The sequence below is a fragment of the Nesterenkonia aethiopica genome (genome assembly GCF_039534665.1).
Lineage (GTDB): Bacteria > Actinomycetota > Actinomycetes > Actinomycetales > Micrococcaceae > Nesterenkonia > Nesterenkonia aethiopica.
This window is the reverse complement of the sequence record NZ_BAAAVT010000002.1, coordinates 111014-132189: the sequence shown is the minus strand read 5'-3', so window position 1 is coordinate 132189 and position 21176 is coordinate 111014. Positions and strand designations below refer to the sequence as shown.

The window sequence follows — 21176 nt, the reverse complement described above, 5'->3', positions numbered from 1 at the left end:
CCGTGGTGGACCAGGAACACGACGCCGACACCACGCCCGACCCGGCGGAGGACGACTTCCCCCTGGCCGGGGTGCCGGACGCGTTCCAGCGCCTCTGGAACCCGCACCGCATCGCGTACATGCGCCGCGGGCAGGACCAGGTCTCGGGGACCTCCGACTGCCCCTTCTGCACCGCGCCGGGGCGCACCGACGAGGATTCCCTGATCGTGCACCGCGGCACGACCTGCTACGTGCTGCTCAACCTGTACCCCTACAACCCCGGCCACCTCCTGGTCTGCCCCTACCGGCATGTGCCGGACCTGACGGACCTCAGCGCCGCCGAGTCCGAGGAGTTCACCCGACTGTCCCAGGTGGCGATGGTCGCGCTGCGGACCGTCGCGGCACCCGGCGGGTTCAATCTGGGGCTCAACCAGGGCAAGGACGGTGGAGCCGGGATCGCCGCGCACCTGCATCAGCATGTGGTGCCCCGGTGGGGCGGCGACGGCAACTTCCTGCCGATCATCGCCCAGACCAAGAACATGGCCCAGACGCTGGGGGAGACCCACCGCATGCTCCACGACGTCTGGGACGAGGCCGCCCGGGCCTTCGCCGCAGATCAGGCACAGACGGAAGGGACGTCCGGTGAGGCCGGACAGGAGCAGGACGCCTGATGCTCAACAGGTATGCGAGAGGCCTCTTCGGCGCCCTGTTCACCCCGGTCGCGAAGCTGCTCATGCGTGTGGGGCTCACGCCCAACATGGTCACCGTGATCGGCACCGTCGGGGTGGCCCTCGGCGCCCTGGTCCTCTACCCCCTGGGGGAGCTGTTCTGGGGCACCGTGTTCATCACGCTGTTCATCTTCTCGGACCTGATCGACGGACTCATGGCTCGCATGTCCAGCCGGTCCTCGCCCCTGGGCGGGTTCCTGGACTCCACCCTGGACCGGGTGCAGGACGGAGCGGTCTTCCTGGGTCTGCTCATCTGGTTCTTCACCGGAGGCGACCAGCCCTGGATCGGTGTCTCCGCCGCGGCCTGCCTGCTGCTGGGGGGCCTGGTGCCATATGTGCGCGCCAAAGCCGAGGCGATGGGCTACACCGCTGATGTCGGCATCGCCGAACGTCCCGAGAGGATGGTCCTGGCCCTGGTGTTCACCGGTTTCACGGGTCTGGGGCTGCACTCCTCAGTTCTGCTCGTCGTGCTGACCCTGCTGGCGGCGGCCTCGGCCGTCACGGTGGTCCAGCGCATCCTCTCCGTCCGACGGCAGGCCGATCAGCAGAATCGCTGACTCTTCGACTCACCGTCGGTCCGGCTCCGGGGCGAGAACGTCAGGCGGGCGGTGTCATCCCGAGGCTGCGCAGCAAGGGGGCGAGCGTGGGCTCCCGCCCGATCGCGTGCCGGAACGACTCCTCCAGCTCTCGGGTATCGCCGCGGCGCAGCAGCTCGGCGCGGAATCGATCTCCGGCCTTCCGCAGCGCACTCTCGTCGTCCATGACCGTGCGGAACCACTCGGCGGCGTCGGCGGCGAGGACCTGCGCCCAGAGATAGGAGTAGTACCCGGCCGCGTACCCGGAGCCGGCGAAGATGTGCTTGAAGCAGCCCGTGCCGTAGCGCGGCGGCACCAGGGGATGGTCCAGCCCCCACGCGGCCAGCGCCTGGTCTTCGAATCCCTCCGGATCCCTGGCCGCCTCCTCGGCCTGCTCGGGACTGAGGGTGTGCCAGGCGAGGTCCAGGACGACGGCGGCCAGATGCTCCACCATCGAGGCTCCACGGCCCCAGTGGGGGTCGGCCCCGGGGTGGAGATGCGATCCTGACGCCGGGGACGGGCGCCACAGGTCGGCGAAGACCTCGTTGACCTGAGAGGGGAACTCCACGGCATCGCGCGGCACGGCAGTGCCGGAGAGAGCCTCGAACTCGGCCTCGGCGAGCAGCCCGTGCAGCGCGTGGCCGAACTCGTGGAACAGGGTCTTCTGCTCGGCACGAGTGACCTGCGCCGCCTCGCCGTCGGCTGGGCGTGCCAGGTTCAGGCAGTTGATGACCACCGGACGGGATCCGGTCAAGGAGGACGCCACGGAGAACGAGTTCATCCAGGCGCCGCCGGCCTTGGTGGGACGAGCGAACGGATCCAGCAGGAACAGGCCCAGGACGGCGCCGTCGACGTCGCGGACCTCGAAGCTGCGGGCCCCGTCGACGAACCCCGGAAGGTCCGTCCGCTCGTGGACCTGCAGGCCGTAGACCCGGCGGGCGGCGGCGAACACCCGTCCGAGCGCCTCCTCCAGAGGCAGGGAGGCGTCCGCGGGCGGGCCCGGGGCGTCGTCGCGTCCCTCGGCTGCACCGCGGGCCGCCCGCTCTACGGCGGCGATCCCATAGGTGAGGTCCCAGGGCCGCAGCTCGTCGTGGACGTCCCCGGCGGCGCGCAGATGCTCCTCGACGACCGCGAGCTCCTCGGCCAGCCGACGCCGTGCCCCGGCGATGAGCGGCCCTAGCATGTCCTCGACGGCGGAGACGTCCGACGCGGTGCGCAGCGGCAGCACCGCGTCCAGGTGATGGTCATGGCCCAGCAGCCGTGCCCGCCGCGCCCGCAGCACAGCGATGTCCGCGCCGATCTGCCGTGTGGTGCGCCCGTCGTCGCCTGGCATGCCGCCGCGTTCGGAGGAGGCGAGGTGAAGACGACGCCGGGTCTGACGATCACGCAGCACCGCCAGCGCCGGCTGCTGCACCGGCATCCCGAGCCGGAGCAGGTGCCCGGCGTCATGGCCGGCGGCGCGCGCGGCCTCTCGTGCCGAGGAGAGCACAGCGTCGTCGAGCCCCACCAGCTCATCGGCGGAGGCGACGTAGACGGCGGACTCGGCGGCCTCAGCCCGTTGCAGGCGTTGATAGGCGGTCTCCTCGGCGGCGATCTGCCGGTTCAGCTCCCGCAGGCGTTCCTGGTCGGTGCCGGAGAGTCCTGCACCGGCGGCCTCAGCCTCGGCGAGCAGACGGTGCAGCATCCGACGCTGCTCCGCGGTGGGGGAGACGGCCCCGGCGTCGATGCGTTGGGCAAGCTCACGCAGTCGGTGGTGCAGTCCGGGGTGCAGCTGCACCCAGTCTCGGTGGGCGGCCATCTCGGGGGCCCAGTGTGCCTGGACGTCCTGCAGGTCCGGGCCGGCGTCCGCGGAGAACACGCAGGAGAACGCGCGCTGAACGCGCCGCAGCCTCCCACCGGCCCGCCCGACGGCCCGCAGGGGATCGTCGACGTCGGCCGGAGCGCCCCGCGCGGCGATCTCCTCGAGCTCAGCCTTCTCCTCGGCCACCCCCGCCCGCAGCGCCGGCAGCCAGTCGCCGGGGGAGACACGACGCAGATCCGGGTGCTCGTGGTCCAGCAGGAAGCCGTCGCCGAACGGATCGTGGGGGGAGCCGGCGCCGTCGGGCCGGGAGCGGACTCGGACCTGGCCGGTGTCCGGATGGGTGACCTGGGAGGCGTGCGTCAAGGCTTCGGCCTTCCTCTCGTGGCGACGGTAGGCTGGTGTCCACATTACGTGCCGCACGTCATGGTGGCGTGCAATCCGGAACCCTGACTGACGAGATCGGAGAACTATGGCCGGCCACTCCAAATGGGCCAACACCAAGCACCGCAAGGCTGCTGTGGACGCCAAGCGCGCCAAGATCAATGCCCGCTACATCAAGCAGATCGAGGTCGCGGCGCGCAACGGCGGGCCGGATCCGGCGGGCAACCCGGCGCTGGATCTCGCCGTCTCCAAGGCCAAGAAGAACTCGGTCCCCAACGACAACATCGACCGGGCGATCAAGCGCGGGGCAGGTCTGACGGGCGATGCGGTGGAGTATGAGGAGATCATGTACGAGGTGCGTGGCCCGCAGGGCTCGGCGCTGCTCGTGGAGTGCCTCACGGACAACCGCAACCGTGCTGCCTCGGAAGTGCGTGTGGCGGTGACCCGGTCGGGCGGCACCGTGGCGGATCCCGGGTCGGTGGCGTACATGTTCCAGCGCAAGGGCGTGGTCAGCGTGCCGAAGGAGGGGCTCACCGAGGATGACGTGCTCGCCGCAGTCCTGGAGGCCGGCGTCGAGGAGGTCATCGAGCACGAGGAGACGTTCGAGGTGCAGTCTGAGCCGCAGGATCTGCAGGAGGTCGTCAAGGCCCTCGAAGACGCAGGACTCGCCGTGGAGTCGGACGAGGTCGAGTTCGTCTCTGACGTGAAGGTGGACCTCGACCTCGATGCCGCCAAGAAGTTCCTCAAGCTGCATGATGCGCTCGAGGATCTCGACGACGTCCAGAACGTCCACACCAACGCGGACCTCAGCGCGGACACGCTCGCCGCGCTCGACGCCGAGAGCTGATCGCCGGGCCATGGCGTCAGCGGTGCCGGTGAGGGGCACGGCCGGGACCTCACGGGTGGCCCAGCGGATCCTCGGCGTCGATCCCGGGCTGACCCGCTGCGGCTTCGCCGTGGTGGAGATGCACCGGGACCGCACCGGCGAGTCCGTGCACGTGGAGGTCACCGGAACCCGCTCGGACCAGGATCTGGCGGAGCGCATCTTGGTGATCCAGCGTGCCGCCGAGGCCCTGCTGGACACCTATGCTCCGGACGTGCTGGCCATCGAGCGGGTGTTCGCCCAGAACAACGCTCCCACCGTGGTCGGCACGGCGCAGGCCTCGGGGGTGGTCATCGCCGCCGCCGCCGCACGGGGCATCCCGGTGGCCTGGCATACACCCTCGGAGGTCAAAGCGGCGGTGACCGACGACGGTTCCGCCGACAAAGCCGCCGTGGCTCGCATGGTGCAGCGGATCCTGCGGCTCCCCGCCCTGCCGAAGCCCGTCGACGCGACCGACGCCTATGCGGTGGCCATCTGTCATGCCTGGCGGTCCGGCATCGGCACGCGCCATGACATGGCGGCCGGGACCCGGACCCACCAGGGGGCGCGGACGGCTCTGCAGCGGGCTGCAGACGCTGGCACCTCGGGGATGACACCGGCCCAGCGTGCCTGGCAGGAGGCCGAGAGGCGCGCCGGCGGCGGAGCGTCCGGGCGAGTCGGCCCGGGCAGCGTGCGACGGGGGCGGTAGTCTGTTCGAAGATGTGTACGAACGTCGATGCGGCGGCGGACAGAACAGCGGACAGGACGGGTGAGCGATGATCTCTTCGATCCGGGGCGAGGTGCTCCACGTGGGGCTCGATCATGCGATCGTTGAGGTGGCCGGGTTCGGCCTCGAGGTCACGGCCACCGCGCAGACGTTGGGAGAGCTGCGGCTGGGCCAGGAGACCCGGCTGCAGACCTCGTTCGTGCCGCGCCAGGACGACGCCCCGCTGCTCTTCGGCTTCGCCGACGGCGGCGAGCGGGAGATCTTCACCACTCTGCTGGGGATCTCCGGGGTCGGCCCTCGGCTGGCCCTGGCCGTGCTGAGCGTGCACAGTCCGGCCGCGGTGCGTCAGGCGATCGCCGACTCCGACACCGCCGCCTTCACGAAGGTTCCCGGCATCGGGAAGAAGACCGCTCAGCGGATCCTGCTCGAGCTCGCCGGCAAGCTCGTCGTCGAACCGGCGGACGAGCCTACGACCCCCGCACCGTCCCGAGCCGATGAGGTCACGGGGCAGGTCCAGGAGGCGCTGAGCTCGCTCGGCTGGACCGAGAAGGACGCCCGAAGCGCCGTCGAGCAGGTGCTGCGTGATGAGCCGGAGCTGGCGCAGGCCGAGGTGCCGGTGGTCCTGCGGCACACCCTGCGGATGCTCGGTTCTGTCGGGGGGAGCGGCCGATGAGCACGGAGGATCCCCGGGAGCTGGTCGGGACGGCGCCTGCGGCCGAGGAGAAGGCGCTCGAGGCCGCGCTGCGGCCGAAGACCCTGCAGGACTTCGTCGGTCAGTCCACGGTGCGCGGGCAGCTCTCACTCGTGCTGGAGTCTTCGCGGCTGCGGGGAGCGGCGGCCGACCATGTGCTGCTGTCCGGCCCACCGGGGCTCGGGAAGACCACGCTGGCGATGATCATCGCCGGCGAGATGAATGCCGCACTGCGCATCACCTCCGGCCCGGCGATCCAGCATGCCGGCGACCTCGCGGCCATCCTGTCCTCGCTCACCGACGGGGAGGTGCTCTTCATCGACGAGATCCACAGGATGTCGCGACCGGCCGAAGAGATGCTCTACATGGCCATGGAGGACTTCCGGGTCGACATCATCGTCGGCAAGGGAGCCGGCGCCACGTCGATACCGCTGGAGCTGCCGCCGTTCACCCTGGTGGGCGCCACCACGCGCGCGGGGCTGCTGCCGGGCCCGTTGCGGGATCGCTTCGGATTCACGGGGCATCTCGAGTACTACTCGGCCGACGAGTTGGAGCGGGTTCTCCGGCGCTCGGCCGGGATGCTGGACATGCAGGTCGACGACGCCGGGTTCGCGGAGATCGCCACACGATCACGCGGGACCCCGCGCATCGCGAACCGACTGCTGCGACGGGTGCGCGACTGGGCTCTGGTGCACGGGGTGCCCCTGGTGGACCGTGAGGCCGCCGGTCAGGCCCTGGACACCTACGAGGTGGATCGGCGCGGTCTGGACCGTCTGGACCGCGCGGTGCTCCATGCCCTGTGCACCACGTTCCGCGGCGGTCCGGTGGGTCTGTCCACGCTGGCGATCCTCGTCGGAGAGGAGACGGAGACGGTCGAGACCGTCGCCGAACCGTACCTGGTGCGGGAGGGACTGCTCGCCCGTACGCCGCGGGGCCGCATCGCCACGGAGGGGGCCTGGCGCCATCTGGGCCTGCAGCCGCCCGAGTCCGCTGACAGCGGAGGGGAGGCCGTGTCTTCGGGGGATCCGCGCTGGGACCTCGGCGACAGCTGATAGTCTGTCGCGTTGAACGACTCCACGGCGGCGGTCGAGCTGACCAGGCTCGGCGCCTCCGCGGAGCTGCCCATCGATCGAACAGATTGGCCCACAGGTGAACGAACCACACGTCATGGCAGTGCAGCAGGCTCACGCCGCGGCAGGAGGTGATCTCTGATGGATCCCTTCCTTCTGATCATGATCGCGATCCTCGCGCTCTTCATGCTGATGACCTTCCGCCGCGGGAAGAAGATGCGTGATGCACAGTCCGCCGCGATCAGCGGTGCTGTGCCGGGCGCGGAGGTCGTGACGGCCGGCGGAGTCGTCGGCACCGTCGTCGCCCGCGACGAGGAGAAGCAGCGGGTGACCCTGGAGTTCTCCGGCGGAGACCGCGTGGACTTCCAGCTCCCCGCCGTCCAGCATGTGGTGACTCCGGCGGCGTCGCCGGAGGACCCCGCTCCGGAGTCCCCTGAGTCTCCGGAGTCCGAGGAACGCTGACCAGTTCCCTTTTCACAGCCCGCCACCGCACCGGTGAGCGGGCTGTGGTGTTGACGGGGCGGCACGGCGCGACCGCGCAGCGCCCCTCGACGCACCCGACGAGCGGAAGGTTGACCAGAGCCTGATGGCGACAAGCACACCGGTGGCCCGCGCCCGCGCGGCCCTGATCGGACTGTTGGTGCTCATCCTCGGGATGGGCGGACTGCTGACCTACGGGGTCTCCCAGGACCGGGCCCAGTGGGCGCCGCTGCTGGCGCTCGACCTCTCGGGCGGCACTCAGATGGTCCTGTCCCCGCATGTGGACGGTGACGACCAGCTCGACAGCGAGCAGCTCGAGCAGGCCGTGGAGATCATCCGCCAGCGCGTGGACGGCACCGGTGTGGCTGAGGCTGAGATCGCCACTCAGGGAGCGGAGAACGTGGTGGTCGGCATGCCGGGCACCCCGGATGCCGAGACCCGCGAGCTCATCCAGGCCTCCGCCGACATGGAGTTCCGCCCGGTGCTGCAGGCCGAGATGGATCCTGACTACATCGACCAGCTGATCGAAGAAGGCATGCCTGAGGAGGAGGCCGAGGAGCTCGAAGAGGCGGCCGAAGCCCAGGAGGAGGCCACTGCCGAGGACGAAGAGGACGCCGAGACCGACGAGGTCACTGATGAGGAGCAGGCTCAGCCGGAGGACTTCCCAGAGCCCACCGCGGAGCCGCAGGACCCCTCCGACCTGAACTGGATCACCCAGGATGTCGCCGCAGACTTCGCGAACTTCACCTGCAGCCGTGAGGTCAGCATCGAGGAGCGGGAGGCCGCCGACTCCGATCAGCCACTGGTGACCTGTGACCCCGAGACCGGGATGAAGTACCTGCTCGGCCCCGTGGAGGTCCCGGGCACCCATATCCACGACGCCGGCTTCGGGATGGAGCAGACGCCTACAGGAGGCCAGACCGGACGCTGGGCCGTCGACATCGTGCTCGACAGCGACGGCACCGCCGAGTTCCGCGACTCCTCCACCCGTCTCTACGGGCTCGAGGGCGTCCGCAACCAGTTCGCGATCGTGCTGGACAGCCGCGTCATCTCCGCTCCGAGGATGAACTCGCCGATCACTGACGGCCGAGCCCAGATCACCGGAAACTTCACCGAGGATGAGGCGCGCAACCTGTCCGAGCAGCTGCGGTACGGCTCTCTGCCGGTCAGCTTCGAGATCCAGTCCGAGGAGCAGATCTCGGCCACGCTCGGCGCCGATCAGCTGCGCAACGGCCTGCTCGCCGGCATCATCGGTCTGATCCTGGTCGCCGGGTACGCATTGTTCCAGTACCGGGCGCTGGGTCTGGTCACGATCGCCTCGCTGGGAGTGGTCGGAGTGCTCACCTGGTGGACGATCGCGCTGTTGGGCTGGTCGGACGGGTATCGCCTCTCGCTGGCCGGCATCGCGGGTCTGATCGTCTCGATCGGGCTGACTGCCGACTCGTTCATCGTCTACTTCGAACGCATCAAGGACGAGCTGCGCGAAGGCAGATCCCTGGCCGGGGCGGTGGAGAACGGCTGGGCCCGTGCCCGCCGGACGATCCTGGCCTCCAAGGCTGTCAACGTCATCGCCGCCGTCGTCCTCTACATGGTGGCGGTGGGCAACGTCCGCGGCTTCGCCTTCACCCTGGGCCTCACCGCGATCCTGGACGTCATCCTGGTCTTCCTGTTCACCCACCCGGTGATGCAGATCATCGCCCGCCGGAGGTTCTTCGCCTCTGGGCGCCGGTTCTCCGGCCTCTCCGAGAAGGAGCTGGGGGTGGACATGCTCTATCGGGGCGCCGGGCGTTTCGCCCGCCGGTCGGTGCTTCCGGCAGTGGCCGAACCGACCGGGGCCGCCTCACCGGACCGGGCCGCGGCGCCGCCGCGTGGTCAGGACGCCGCGGGGGACGAATCCGCCGGGGGCACCTCTGCGGTCAGTGCCTCCCAGGCCACCGCGACCAGCACGCTGACCCTCGACACCGAAGGGGGCCCGGGGACCGGGGTCGATCCGGGGCAGGACGACGCCATCGTCGACCATCCGGAGCAGGGCGCCTCCCAGCCACCAGCGGGGGCCGACCCCGAAGCCCCGGGGCTGACCATCGCCGAGCGACGGCGAGCCCGCGCCCTCCACGCGCGCCGTACCTCCCGGACGGCCGAGGATTCTCCGCAGGACGGCGAGCCGGGGGATGCCACGGACCCTGAGACCGTCACCCGAACCGAGACCGACGAGGAGGACCGCTGATGGCTGCAGGTTTCGCCAAGGCCGGCAACCAGCTCTACACGGGTGAGCGGGCCTACCCGTTCATCCAGAAGTCGAACCTGTGGTTCCTCCTGGCCGCCCTCGTGGTGCTGGTCTCGGTCGCCATCCCGTTGGTCAGAGGCGGGTTCAACCTGGGCATCGAGTTCACGGGAGGCTCTCAGTTCACGATCTCCCAGACCGAGGAGACCGACATCGCGGTCGGCGAGGACGCGGTCGCCGCGGTCTCCGGCCAGGACGCCACCGTCACGAACATCGCGGCGAACACCGTGAGGGTGCAGACCGAGGAGCTCACCGATGACGAGACCCTTGAGGTCGCCGAAGCCCTGCAGGAAGGCTACGGCGTCAGTGCCGACCAGGTGACCTCCACGTTCATCGGCCCCACGTGGGGCGAACAGGTCTCCGAGCAGATGATGCTGGGGCTGGTGATCTTCATCATCCTCGTCGCGCTCTACATGGCCCTGTACTTCCGCACCTGGAAGATGTCGTTGGCCGCCATCCTCGGCCTCGGCTTCGTGGTGATCACCACGGCCGGCATCTACTCGGCGACCAACTTCGAAGTGACCCCCAGCGCGATCATCGGGTTCCTCACCATTCTGTCCTACGCGCTCTACGACACCATGGTGGTCTTCGACAAGATCCGGGAGAACGTCCAACCCCTGCGGCAGCAGAAGGATCAGACCTTCACGGAGCGGGTCAATCTGGCCGTCAACCAGACCCTGGTCCGTTCCATCAACACCTCTGTGGTGGGCATCCTTCCCGTCGGCTCGATCCTCTTCATCGGTGCATGGCTGCTGGGTGCGGGCACGTTGCGAGACATCTCACTGGCGCTCTTCGTGGGCGTCATCGTCGGCACGTTCGCCACGATCTTCGTCCAGGCCCCCCTCTATGCCCGGATGCGCCGGAACGACGCCGACATCGTCGCGCACACCGAGGAAGTCCTCCGGCTCCGGGAGGAACGTGGCGTGTTGTCGGTGACCCTCTCCGGCACGGCACTGGACGAGCATGGTCGCCCCACGCCGTTCCCGCCGCTGCCTGAGCCCGAGCCGGAGGAGGTCGAGATCGACGAGGAGGCCTTCGAGATCGTCATCACCGGCATGGAGCCCGACGGTGACGCCTCAGCAGGTGATGACGTACGGCGATGACGGGCTGCGATGGCAGGGGGCGTCCAGGGGTACAATTGCCGACACACCTCCTGATCATGTCGTCTCCGAGAGCAGGTTCGTAAGTTGGTGAACGACGACGGCGCCCGCCGGGGCCAGACCGACGCCACGACGTCGGTGACAGCGGCCAGTCCGCCCGCACCGGCCGTCCGGCGCGCCCGCGCCGTCGGCGTCGTCGATTCCGGGTCCTCGCCGCTTCTGGAGCCCCTGCTGCGCGCCATGCGTGCCAATGGCGGGCAGCAGGACCTCCCGCTGATCCAGCGCGCCTTCGACGTGGCGAACCACCACCATCGTGACCAGAAGCGCAAGAGCGGCGACCCCTACATCACGCACCCCGTCGCCGTCGCGACCATCCTGGCAGAGCTCGGGCTGACCGGCTCCACGTTGGCGGCCGCGCTGCTCCACGACACCGTCGAGGACACCGACTACAGCCTCGACCAGCTCACCGCCGACTTCGGCGAGGAGATCGCCCTGCTGGTGGACGGCGTCACCAAGCTGGACAAGCTCAAGTTCGGCGACGCGGCCCAGGCGGAGACGGTCCGGAAGATGGTCCTGGCGATGGCCAAGGACATCCGGGTGCTCATGATCAAGCTCGCCGACCGCCTGCACAACGCCCGAACGTGGCGCTATGTGCCGGCCGAGTCCAGCGCCCGCAAGGCCAAGGAGACCCTGGAGATCTTCTCGCCGCTGGCGCACCGGCTCGGCATGAACACCATCAAGTGGGAGTTGGAGGACCTCTCCTTCGCGGCGCTCTACCCCAAGGTCTATGAGGAGATCGTGCGTCTGGTCGGGGACCGGACCCCGCAACGTGAGAAATTCCTCTCGGAGGTGCGCGAGACGATCGCCGACGACCTCAACGAGGCCAGCATCGCCGCCACCATCACGGGCCGCCCGAAGCACTACTACTCCATCTATCAGAAGATGATCGTCCGCGGGAAGGACTTCGACGACATCCACGACCTGATGGGCGTACGGGTCCTGGTGGACTCCGTCCGGGACTGCTACGGCGCCCTGGGTGCGCTGCATGCGCGCTGGAACCCCCTGCCGGGGCGGTTCAAGGACTACATCGCGATGCCGAAGTTCAACATGTACCAGTCGCTGCACACCACGGTGATCGGGCCACAGGGCAAACCGGTGGAGATCCAGATCCGCACCTATGACATGCATCGACGGGCCGAGTACGGTGTGGCGGCCCACTGGAAGTACAAGCAGAAGTCCGGTGGATCCGCCGCGGCCGAGGCCGGACAGGGCGGCGATCCCGGAGGCCCCACTCCGGACGTGGCGACCCAGCAGAGCCAGACCACGGCCGACATCGGGTGGCTGCGCTCCCTGGTCGACTGGCAGTCGGAGACCAAGGACCCCGACGAGTTCCTCGAGTCGCTGCGCTATGAGATCAACGCCAAAGAGGTCTTCGTCTACACCCCGAAGGGCGAGGTCATGGCCCTGCCCGCGGGCGCCACTCCGGTGGACTTCGCCTACGCCATCCACACGGACGTCGGTCACAAGACCATCGGCGCCCGGGTCAACGGGAAGCTGGTCCCGCTGAACTCGGAGCTGCAGCACGGCGATTGGGTGGAGATCTTCACCTCGAAGGCCGAAGGCGCAGGTCCCAGCAGCGACTGGCAGCAGTTCGTCAAGAGTGCGCGGGCGCGCAACAAGATCCGCCAGTGGTTCTCCAAGGAGCGCCGCGAGGAGTCCATCGAACGCGGCAAGGACGATCTCACCAAGGCTATCCGAAAGTCCAATCTCCAGCTGCAGAAGGTCATGAATCCGGACGTCCTTGCCGAGGTCGCCGAGCAGCTGCACTATCCGGACATCTCCGGCCTGTATGCGGGTGTGGGGGACAACCATGTCTCCACGCAGAACGTCATCGAGCACCTCACCGCCCTCGTCGAGCCGGAGGAGGAGGACTCCGAGGAGCACGACACCACGCCCATCACCTCCCCGGTGACTCCGGCAAGCCAGTACTCGGACGCCGGTGTCATCGTCAAGGGCGCAGGGAATGTGCTGGCGAAGCTCGCGCGCTGCTGCACGCCAGTGCCGCCCGATGAGATCGAGGGCTTCGTGACACGGGGGCAGGGTGTCTCCGTGCACCGGGCCGACTGCCGGAACGTCCAGCAGCTCCGGGAGCAGCCCGGGCGGCTGGTGGAGGTGGAATGGGCCCCCACCAAGACGTCCGTGTTTCTGGTGGAGATCCAGGTGGAGGCGCTGGACAGAAAGTCCCTGCTCTCTGACGTCACGCGGGTGCTGGCCGAGTCGCAGGTCAACATCCTCTCCGCCAGTGTCCAGACCTCCCGAGACCGGGTGGCGATCTCTCGCTTCTCGTTCGAGATGGGGGACCCCCGGTATCTGAACCATGTGCTCAACTCCGTGCGACGCATCGACGGAGTCTACGACGTCTATCGCACGGTCGGTCGGCGTCGCGACGCGCACTGAGCCACCAGGTCGGGAATCAACTCCAGACGGTGCTCGTGGGTCCGCCCGCCGCGCATCCGCGCCTGCAATCGTTCCGTGAGCGCCTCAGCATCGACGTCTCGTCGCCGGGCGTGCAGCAGATCTGCCACCAGCCACCAGCGTCTCAGCCAGGCCGGCTCGTGGACCCCGGCCGCGGCGGCCACCTCCGGCCGCCGGGTGTAGATCGATTCGGCGGCCAGCACGTCCAACGCTCTCCGCCCGTCTGCTGCGCCCAGCCCGAGGAAGAGGTCTGCGGCCGTGCGCAACGGTGTGGTCACTCCGACCCCAGAGACCACGGACACGTCCTCGTCGGAGAGCGCCACCTGATGGACCTGCCACATCTCCGCGTCCCCGCCTCGTCGGCGCAGGCTCTGAGAGATCAGAGTGAGGCGAGATCCCGCTGCGCCCCCGAGATGCACCCAGGCGGCGGTCTCCCCGCAGAGCACGGCGCGGCCCTGTGCCCGGCAGGGGAGCAGCATCATCGCCGCCCGTGCCCGCACGGCCGACGACTGGCGCAACCAGGCCACCGCGTAGACATCGGCGATGAGGTGCTGCACCGCCCCTTCCGCAGACAGGGCCTGCAGCTCGGCGCCGCTGAACGGCGCACCCGCCCGGTAGAGCTCCTGAAGGGGGCGCGGTGAGGCCGAGGTGGCGATCGGTGCGCGCGCTGCCGGAACAGCTGAGTGTGCGGCGAGACCGGCATCGTGGAAGACCATGCCACCAGCCTGCCTCATCTCCCGAGACGGTGGGAGTCTGATCCGCATGCCTGTGGACAACGGGGCCCCTGTGGAGGATCAGCTGGTCTGGAGGACCGCCACGTCGTCTCAGGAGACGGGGTCGGCCGGCGGCGCCGCGATCACTGCTTCGCCCGGTTCGCGTCCTTGAGCTCGGCGGATATCCAGCGCCTGCGTGAGGATCTCCACGGCCGCCGCCTGGTCGATCCGATCCCGCTGGTGCCGGGCCTCCACACCGGAGGCCCGCATCTTCTCCGCGGCCGAGACGGTGGAGAGCCGCTCGTCGATCAGGTGCACGGGGATCGGCAGCTCCGCCTGATCCAGGCGGCGCACCAACGCCGCGGCATAGTCGCGGGCCTTCTGGGTCGAGGCCGTCTCCCCGCCGGAGAGCGAGAGGGGCAGACCGACATAGATCACCCGGGCGTCGCGGTCACGGGCGATCTTGACCAGCATGCGGATGTCCGAGCGGCGTCGGTGGTCCCGACGCAACGTCATGACCGGGGTGGCCACGAGGGCGTCAGGATCCGAGGCGGCCAGACCGACGCGGGCGTCACCGACGTCGACTGCCAGACGCACTCCAGGGCGCGGGGGTCGGGCGCCGGGTGCGGTCTCCCCGCTGCCCCGCTGCGCGGAGTCGGACCCCGGGAAGGCCTCAGCCACGGGTGCGGACGGACCGGACGACGCCGTCGAGGGCCTCGCCGATCTTCTCGGCGTTCTGACCGCCGCCCTGAGCGACGTCGGGCTTGCCGCCGCCACCGCCGCCGAGCACCGCGCAGGCCTCCTTCACCAGCGCGCCGGCCTGGACGCCCTCCGACCGGGCGGCCTCGGTGGTGGCGACCACGATCAGCGGGCGTCCCTTCGCCTGCCCCGCCAGGGCCACGACGGCAGCGCGCGAGCCGAAGCGCTGCCGCAGGTCGAGGGCGAGTCCGCGCAGATCGTCACTGCTGGCGACCGGGCCGGCGTCATGGGCGAGGACGTCGACCCCGGCCGCGTCGACTGCCCGGGTGACGAGGTCCGCGGACTGAGCCCGCAGCTGCTCGGCCCGCAGCCGCTCGAGCTCACGTTCGGTCTCCTTGAGCTTCTGCAGCGTGCTGGAGATGCGGTCCGGCACCTGATCGGCGGGGACCTTCAGCATGTCGGTGAGCTGGTTGACCAGCGTCCGCTCGGCGGCGAAGTGCTGGAAGGCGTCCATGCCCACCAGGGCTTCCACTCGACGGTTGCCGGATCCGACTGAGGCTTCGCTCATCAGTGCCAGCGTCCCGATCTCCGCGGTGGAGCCCACGTGGGTCCCTCCGCAGAGCTCGCGGGACCAGGCGCCGTTCATCTCCACCACGCGCACCTTCTCGCCGTACTTCTCGCCGAAGAGCATCATGGCACCCATCGCCTGGGCGTCCTCCAGGGACATCACCTGGGTGCTCACGTGGTGGTTGTCCCTGATGGCGAGGTTGGCGATCTCCTCGAGCTCCTGGCGGGCGGAGGAGCTCATGGCGTCCTCCGCGGTGAAGTCGAAGCGGAGGTATCCCTCCTTGTTGAAGGAGCCGGCCTGGACCGCCTGCGGGCCGAGCACGTCGTGCAGGGCCGCATGGATGATGTGCGTGGCTGAGTGCGCCTTCTGAGCGTCCAGCCGGCGTCGCAGGTCGATGGTGCCCAGGACCTCCACGCCGGCCGGCACCTCTCCATGCACCACACGGGCCCGGTGCACCGACAGTCCGCTGATGGGGGACTGGACGTCGGTGACCTCCAGCTCGAAGCCGTCGCCGGTGATCCGGCCGGTGTCAGCCGCCTGACCTCCGGCCTCCGCGTAGAACGGGGTGGCATCGAGGACGATCTCCACCTCCTGTCCCGCGGAGGCTCGGTCGGTGGCTTCTCCGTCCACGACGAGTCCTCGAATCGTGGATTCTGTGGTGTGCTCGGTGTAACCGGTGAAGTGAGTGGGGCTGTCACCGCGCAGCTGGGAGTAGACCTCGGTGTCAGCGTGGCCGGACTTCTTCCCCTTGGCGTCGGCGCGAGCACGTTCCCGCTGCTCCGTCATCAGGTCCCGGAAGCGGTCCTCATCGACGTCGACACCGGCTTCGGCAGCCATCTCCAGGGTGAGGTCGATCGGGAAGCCGTAGGTGTCGTGCAGGGCGAAGGCGTCGGCGCCGGACAGCGGCGCACCCGTCGACCGGGCCGCGCTGACGGCGCTGTCCAGCTTGGCGGTGCCGGCCGAGATGGTGCGCAGGAAGGCCTTCTCCTCCTTCACAGAGACCTGATGGATCGTCTCGAACCTCTCCGCGACATCGGGGTAGACGCCCTTCATCGCATCCCGGGACACGGTGATGAGCTCTCCGAAGATCGGCCTCTCGACACCGAGCAGACGCATGGCCAGGATGACGCGGCGGATGAGACGGCGCAGCACGAAGCCGCCGCCTTCGTTGGACGGCCGCACTCCGTCAGAGATGAGCATCAGCGAGCTGCGCACGTGGTCAGCGATCATGCGCAGTCGTACGTCAGTGGCGTGGTTCGGGTCCTCCGGATCCTCAGTGGAGGTGTAGGTCACCCCAGCGAGCTCGGCCGCGCGGTCGAGGACAGGGCGCACCTGGTCGGTCTCATACATGTTCTCCACGCCCTGGAGCACCATGGCGAGGCGCTCGAGGCCCAGACCGGTGTCGATGTTCCTGTTCTGCAGCGGACCGGCGATCTCGAACTCGGTCTTGGAGTGGACCTGGGAGAGTCGATCCTGCATGAAGACGAGGTTCCACAGCTCCACGAAGCGGGTCTCGTCCACGGCCGGGCCTCCGTCGGCACCATAGGCGGGGCCCCTGTCGTAGTAGATCTCGGAGCAGGGGCCGCCCGGACCGGGCTGACCGGTGTTCCAGTAGTTGTCGGCCGGTCCCGTGCCGATCACTCGCTCGTGCGGAACCCCGACCTCTTCCTCCCAGATGCGGCGGGCCTCGTCGTCGCGCTCGTCGCCGTTCTCGTAGACAGTGATCCACAGGCGATCCGGGTCCAGGCCGAACCCGCGCACGCCCGTCTCCGGGTCGCCGTCCACAGGGCTGGTCAGCAGCTCCCAGGCCATCGGGATGGCCTTCTCCTTGAAGTAGTCGCCGAAGGAGAAGTTGCCGCACATCTGGAAGAAGGTCCCATGGCGGGCCGTCTTGCCGACCTCCTCGATGTCGGCGGTGCGGATGCACTTCTGCACGGAGACAGCGCGGTCATAGGGAGGCTTCTCGGTGCCGAGGAAGTAGGGGATGAAGGGCACCATGCCGGCGATGGTGAACAGGACGGAGGGGTCCGGTGAGATCAGCGACGCCGAGGGGACACGCTCATGGCCCTTCGCGGCGAAGTAGTCGTACCACGTGCGGGTGATGTCCTCGGTCTTCATGAGAATCTGCGGTCCTCCTGCGGGCGTTGCGGTCGGCGCGGCGTCCAGGACGCCGGAACAAGTCTAGAGGGTATGGGGGCGCAATCAGGTCGGCCGTGCCGACCCAGAGACGCAGAGCCCGTCGCGACTCCGCACCAGAGGAGGAATCGCGACGGGCTCTGCGGTTCAGGATGCTGGCATCCTGAGGGTTCCGCCGATGATCAGCGGGCGTAGTACTCGACGACGAGCTGCTCTTCGCAGGTGACCGGGACTTCCGCACGCTTGGGTGCGCGGGACAGGGTCGCCTGGAGCTTGTCGATCTCCACGGTCAGGTAGCCGGGGACCGCGGGCAGCACGTCCTGGTGAGCACCGGAGGCGGCCACCTGGAACGGCTCGAACTTCTCCGAGCGCTCGTGCACCTGGATGACCTGGCCGGGCTTCACGCGGAAGGACGGACGGTCCACGCGCTTGCCGTTGACGGTGATGTGGCGGTGCACCACGAACTGCCGCGCCTGGGCGATCGTGCGGGCGAAGCCGGCACGCAGCACCAGGGCGTCGAGCCGGGACTCGAGCAGCTCGATGAGGTTCTCACCGGTCAGGCCGTCGCGGCGCTTGGCCTCTTCGAAGTACCGCACCATCTGGGCCTCACGGATGCCGTACTGGGCGCGCAGACGCTGCTTCTCGCGCAGACGCACCGCGTAGTCGGAGTCGGTCTTGCGGCGGGTGCGGCCGTGCTGGCCGGGGCCGTAGGGGCGACGGTCCAGGTACTTCTGGGCCTTGGGGGTCAGCGCGATTCCGAGGGCGCGCGACGCCTTCACGGTGCGACGGCCGCGCAGGGGGGTGGTGGGCATGGAGGTGCCTCTCTCTCGTATCAGTCGGCAGGTTCTGTTGATCCACCGTCCGGGGCACCCCGGGCCGTCGCATGCGACGGCCCGAAGAACGGACGATGACCTGGCCTCCGGGATCCCAGACCGGAGAGCACGAGTCGCCGAGTGCTCGCTCACTGCGGCGCCGTCCACACGTGAAGACTCCCTGCTGCGGTTCGCGCACGCGGCGCGGGGCTCAGGGAGTCGACGTGGAGGATCTCCAAGGTGCGTCCCGCGTGGAGCGGGGCGCTGACGGCGCCTGCCAGACAGCAGACCAGTCTAGCATGAGCTGGGGCCGGCCCGAACATGACGATCGGGCCGACTCCAGCTCATGGTCGTTCATGGTCGACAGATGCGGATCAGCCGCGCATCGCCTTGCGGTCGGGGCGGAGTCGGTAGGGGTCCACACCCTTGGGAATCGGGGGGCGCGAGATCGGCAGGGCCGCCAGGCGCTGCTCCAGGGCGCTGACCTCGTGCTTGGTCAACGCCTTGTCCAGCTTCTTGATGTGTTTGGTCAGCTTGGGAAGGGGGACCTGGCCTTCGCCGTTGCCCGTCTCGATCACGTGGATCGGCACGCCGGTGTCACGAAGGATGGGGCTGAACCGCTTGCGTGTCTTGGGCACCATCTTGCGCACGGGGCCGGCCGGGCCGTCCGTGACGAGCACCAGACCGGGACGTCCGACGACCCGGAAGATCGCCGCCTGTGTCTTGGGGTCCATGGCGACAGGCTCTTCGACGACGATCCAGCCGCGGCGCAGCGTGCCGAGCGCGGCCGCCGCCGCTCCTGGGCGCCCTTCGATCCGCGCGAACGCCGCCTTCTCCGCACGGCGGTTCATGACGATCATGGCGGCCAGAAGACCCATCGGCAGGCCGAAGAGCACACCGGTCACCCAGTTGAGGAGCAGTCCCACCACCACGGCGGAGACGGCGAAGGCGACCAGGAATGCCAGCGCCATCCACCACCCTATGTTGGGGTCGTGGGCCCGGGTCATGTCGAAGACCGACTTGATCCGGGCGAAGAAGCCTTCCTTCTTGTTCGACTTCTTCCGCGCCTTGCGTTCCTGCTTCTCGGCCTTCTGCTGGGCCTTGAGCTTCTTCAGCTCGGCCTTCGCCTCTGCCTTCGACGAGACCTGGGGAGTGGGGGAGTCAGCTGGTGCCATAGTGAGTCCAGTCTACCGTGTTGCGGGAGGTGGGCAGGCCGGGGTGCGCCCGTACCCCATCGAGAGCGAAGGTCCGTCCGGCGAGGGGCCCACCCACGTGGGGCACGAGCATCCGAACCCGGACTGAGCCCAGAACTGAGCCCAGAACTGAGCCCAGGACCCGCCAGGTCAGTGCCCGGCGGCCACCAACGTCGCGGCCTCCTGTCGGGTGGTGCCCGAGGGCTGGATGTGGGCCAACTCGGGCGGGATCTCCCGACCCTTCTTGTGCATGGCCTTGGCCCAGAGGGAACCGGCGCGGTAGGAGGAGCGGACCAGTGGGCCGGACATCACGCCCAGGAAGCCGATCTCCTCGGCCTCCTCGGAGATCTCGAGGAACTCCTGCGGCTTGAGCCACCGGTCCACCGGCAGGTGACGGGGTGTGGGCCGCAGGTACTGGGTGATGGTGATCAGGTCACAGCCGGCGTCGTGGAGGTCCTGGAGGGCTTCGGTGATCTCCTCCCGGGTCTCTCCCATGCCCAAGATGAGGTTGGACTTGGTGATCATGCCGTGGCCACGCCCCTGGGTGAGGACGTCCAGGGAGCGTTCGTAACGGAACGCGGGGCGGATGCGCCGGAAGATGCGCGGCACGGTCTCCACGTTGTGCGCGAACACCTCTGGTGCGGCCTCGCAGATCGCCGCGATGTTCTCCTCCTTGCCGGAGAAGTCGGGGATGAGGATCTCGACTCCCGTGCCCGGGTTCAGCTCATGGATCTTGCGGATGGTCTCCGCGTAGAGCCAGACACCCTCGTCCGGGAGGTCGTCACGGGCCACACCGGTCACCGTGGCGTAGCGCAGATTCATCTCTCGGACCGACTCGGCCACCTGGAGCGGCTCTCCTTCGTCCACAGGCTGCGGACGCCCGGTGTCGATCTCGCAGAAGTCGCACCGGCGGGTGCAGGCCGATCCACCGATGAGGAACGTGGCCTCTCGGTCCTCCCAGCATTCGAAGATGTTCGGGCAGCCGGCCTCCTCGCAGACCGTGTGGAGGCCCTTCGAGCCGACCCGCTTCTTCATCTCCGCGAACTCCGGACCCATCTTGACCTTGGTCCGCATCCAGGCGGGCTTCCGCTCGACCGGCACCTCGGAGTTTCGCGCCTCCACACGAAGCATGCGACGGCCTTCGGGGGCGATGGTCACGACAGGACTCCTTCTGCAGCAGCAATGTTCTCAGTCACGCTGAGGAACCGCGGCAGCTCGGCGGCGAGCTGGGCGGCGATGGGATCGACGATGTCAGCCGGTGTGACCTCGGTGCCCACCTCGGCGCTGATGGTGGTGGTGTCGGCGTCGGCGATGCCGCAGGGGATGATGTTCTCGAACGGAGCGAGACTGTTCGAGCAGTTCAGCGCGAAGCCGTGCATCGTCACCGATCTGTGCACGCGCAGCCCGATCGCCGCGATCTTCCGGTCCCGCGGGCCGTCGGTCATCCAGACCCCGGATCGGCCCTCCACCGTGGTCGATCGGAGACCGAACTCCTGGTCCAGCACCCGGATGATGATCTCCTCCAGGGCGGCCACATAGCCCTTCACCATCGCCCGTTCGGCCAGCTTGAGGATCGGATAGCCGACCAGCTGTCCTCTGCCGTGCCAGGTGATCTTCCCTCCGCGGTCGACGTCGACCACGGGTGTGCCGTCTCGGGGGCGATCCTCCGGCTCGGTGCGACGGCCGGCCGTGTAGACGTCTTCGTGCTCGAGCAGCAGCACGGTCGAGGGTGACTCGTCGGCGAGCACCTCCGCGTGCAGCCGCCTCTGGATGTCGAGGGCCTCGGCGTAGTCCACCACGTCAGGGTGGAAGCCGAGCCTCCGGAATGCGAGGTCCATGGCTCCACCCTAGTCCGAACGGAGCGCACCGTGGGACGGGAGCCTGTGGAAAACGCCTGCAGGCTGT

The 21176-nt window shown here is 68.9% G+C and carries 18 protein-coding genes; 10 read left to right on the top strand and 8 right to left on the bottom strand.

What is annotated here, in order from left to right; translation table 11 throughout:
- Positions 1 to 5: 5 nt before the first annotated feature.
- Positions 6 to 650, top strand: coding sequence for an HIT family protein (locus ABD658_RS01900; RefSeq protein WP_344743745.1), 645 nt, complete (start codon positions 6 to 8; stop codon positions 648 to 650).
- Positions 650 to 1264 (top strand): phosphatidylinositol phosphate synthase, encoded by a 615-nt coding sequence (gene pgsA / locus ABD658_RS01895; RefSeq protein WP_344682945.1) that lies wholly within the window; start codon positions 650 to 652, stop codon positions 1262 to 1264. Before ABD658_RS01900 ends, pgsA begins: the two co-directional genes overlap by 1 nt.
- 40 nt (positions 1265 to 1304) lie before the next feature.
- On the opposite strand, the gene ABD658_RS01890 is transcribed toward pgsA, so the two are convergent.
- The gene (locus tag ABD658_RS01890) at positions 1305 to 3446 is read right to left on the bottom strand and encodes a M3 family metallopeptidase (RefSeq protein WP_344682943.1); all 2142 of its coding nucleotides are present in this window, start codon (positions 3444 to 3446) and stop codon (positions 1305 to 1307) included.
- A 106-nt stretch (positions 3447 to 3552) separates the two neighbouring features.
- Here ABD658_RS01890 and ABD658_RS01885 point away from each other — a divergent pair, with 106 nt between their 5' ends.
- The 8 genes from ABD658_RS01885 (at position 3553) to ABD658_RS01850 (ending at position 13132) form a co-directional block, all read left to right on the top strand.
- A complete protein-coding gene (locus tag ABD658_RS01885) occupies positions 3553 to 4311 on the top strand; it encodes a YebC/PmpR family DNA-binding transcriptional regulator (RefSeq protein WP_344682941.1) in 759 nt (252 codons plus the stop codon).
- A 10-nt stretch (positions 4312 to 4321) separates the two neighbouring features.
- Entirely contained in the window at positions 4322 to 5035 is a 714-nt protein-coding gene (gene ruvC / locus ABD658_RS01880) for a crossover junction endodeoxyribonuclease RuvC (protein ID WP_425574451.1), read from the top strand.
- A 67-nt stretch (positions 5036 to 5102) separates the two neighbouring features.
- A complete protein-coding gene (gene ruvA, locus ABD658_RS01875) occupies positions 5103 to 5726 on the top strand; it encodes a Holliday junction branch migration protein RuvA (RefSeq protein WP_344682937.1) in 624 nt (207 codons plus the stop codon).
- Positions 5723 to 6796, top strand: a complete 1074-nt coding sequence (gene ruvB, locus ABD658_RS01870) for a Holliday junction branch migration DNA helicase RuvB (protein WP_344682935.1) — start codon at positions 5723 to 5725, stop codon at positions 6794 to 6796. Before ruvA ends, ruvB begins: the two co-directional genes overlap by 4 nt.
- 159 nt (positions 6797 to 6955) lie before the next feature.
- Entirely contained in the window at positions 6956 to 7276 is a 321-nt protein-coding gene (locus ABD658_RS01865) for a preprotein translocase subunit YajC (RefSeq protein ID WP_070159940.1), read from the top strand.
- Positions 7277 to 7400: 124 nt separating this feature from the next.
- Positions 7401 to 9518, top strand: coding sequence for a protein translocase subunit SecD (gene secD, locus ABD658_RS01860; RefSeq protein ID WP_344682932.1), 2118 nt, complete (start codon positions 7401 to 7403; stop codon positions 9516 to 9518).
- Positions 9518 to 10678, top strand: coding sequence for a protein translocase subunit SecF (gene secF, locus ABD658_RS01855; RefSeq protein WP_344682930.1), 1161 nt, complete (start codon positions 9518 to 9520; stop codon positions 10676 to 10678). Before secD ends, secF begins: the two co-directional genes overlap by 1 nt.
- 87 nt (positions 10679 to 10765) lie before the next feature.
- Entirely contained in the window at positions 10766 to 13132 is a 2367-nt protein-coding gene (locus tag ABD658_RS01850; protein WP_425574456.1) for a RelA/SpoT family protein, read from the top strand.
- Here the strand turns inward: ABD658_RS01850 and ABD658_RS01845 are convergent.
- The 7 genes from ABD658_RS01845 to lipB all read right to left on the bottom strand — a co-directional run bounded on the left by ABD658_RS01845 (position 13096) and on the right by lipB (position 21109).
- Entirely contained in the window at positions 13096 to 13866 is a 771-nt protein-coding gene (locus ABD658_RS01845; protein WP_344682928.1) for a hypothetical protein, read from the bottom strand. The genes ABD658_RS01850 and ABD658_RS01845 overlap by 37 nt on opposite strands.
- Before the next feature lie 108 nt (positions 13867 to 13974).
- The gene (ruvX, locus tag ABD658_RS01840; protein ID WP_344682926.1) at positions 13975 to 14544 is read right to left on the bottom strand and encodes a Holliday junction resolvase RuvX; all 570 of its coding nucleotides are present in this window, start codon (positions 14542 to 14544) and stop codon (positions 13975 to 13977) included.
- Complete coding sequence (gene alaS, locus ABD658_RS01835; RefSeq protein ID WP_344682924.1) at positions 14537 to 17248, bottom strand: alanine--tRNA ligase; 2712 nt, start codon at positions 17246 to 17248, stop codon at positions 14537 to 14539. Before alaS ends, ruvX begins: the two co-directional genes overlap by 8 nt.
- Positions 17249 to 17448: 200 nt before the next feature.
- Positions 17449 to 18078 carry a 30S ribosomal protein S4 gene (gene rpsD, locus ABD658_RS01830; RefSeq protein WP_344682921.1) on the bottom strand — a complete coding sequence of 210 codons (630 nt, stop codon included), beginning with the start codon at positions 18076 to 18078 and terminating at the stop codon, positions 17449 to 17451.
- Positions 18079 to 18452: 374 nt separating this feature from the next.
- A complete protein-coding gene (locus tag ABD658_RS01825) occupies positions 18453 to 19253 on the bottom strand; it encodes a DUF4191 domain-containing protein (protein ID WP_083277471.1) in 801 nt (266 codons plus the stop codon).
- A gap of 168 nt (positions 19254 to 19421) precedes the next feature.
- Positions 19422 to 20429: a lipoyl synthase gene (lipA, locus tag ABD658_RS01820; protein WP_344682919.1), complete on the bottom strand. Its 1008-nt coding sequence runs from the start codon at positions 20427 to 20429 to the stop codon at positions 19422 to 19424.
- A complete protein-coding gene (gene lipB / locus ABD658_RS01815; RefSeq protein ID WP_344682916.1) occupies positions 20426 to 21109 on the bottom strand; it encodes a lipoyl(octanoyl) transferase LipB in 684 nt (227 codons plus the stop codon). Before lipB ends, lipA begins: the two co-directional genes overlap by 4 nt.
- Positions 21110 to 21176: the final 67 nt, after the last annotated feature.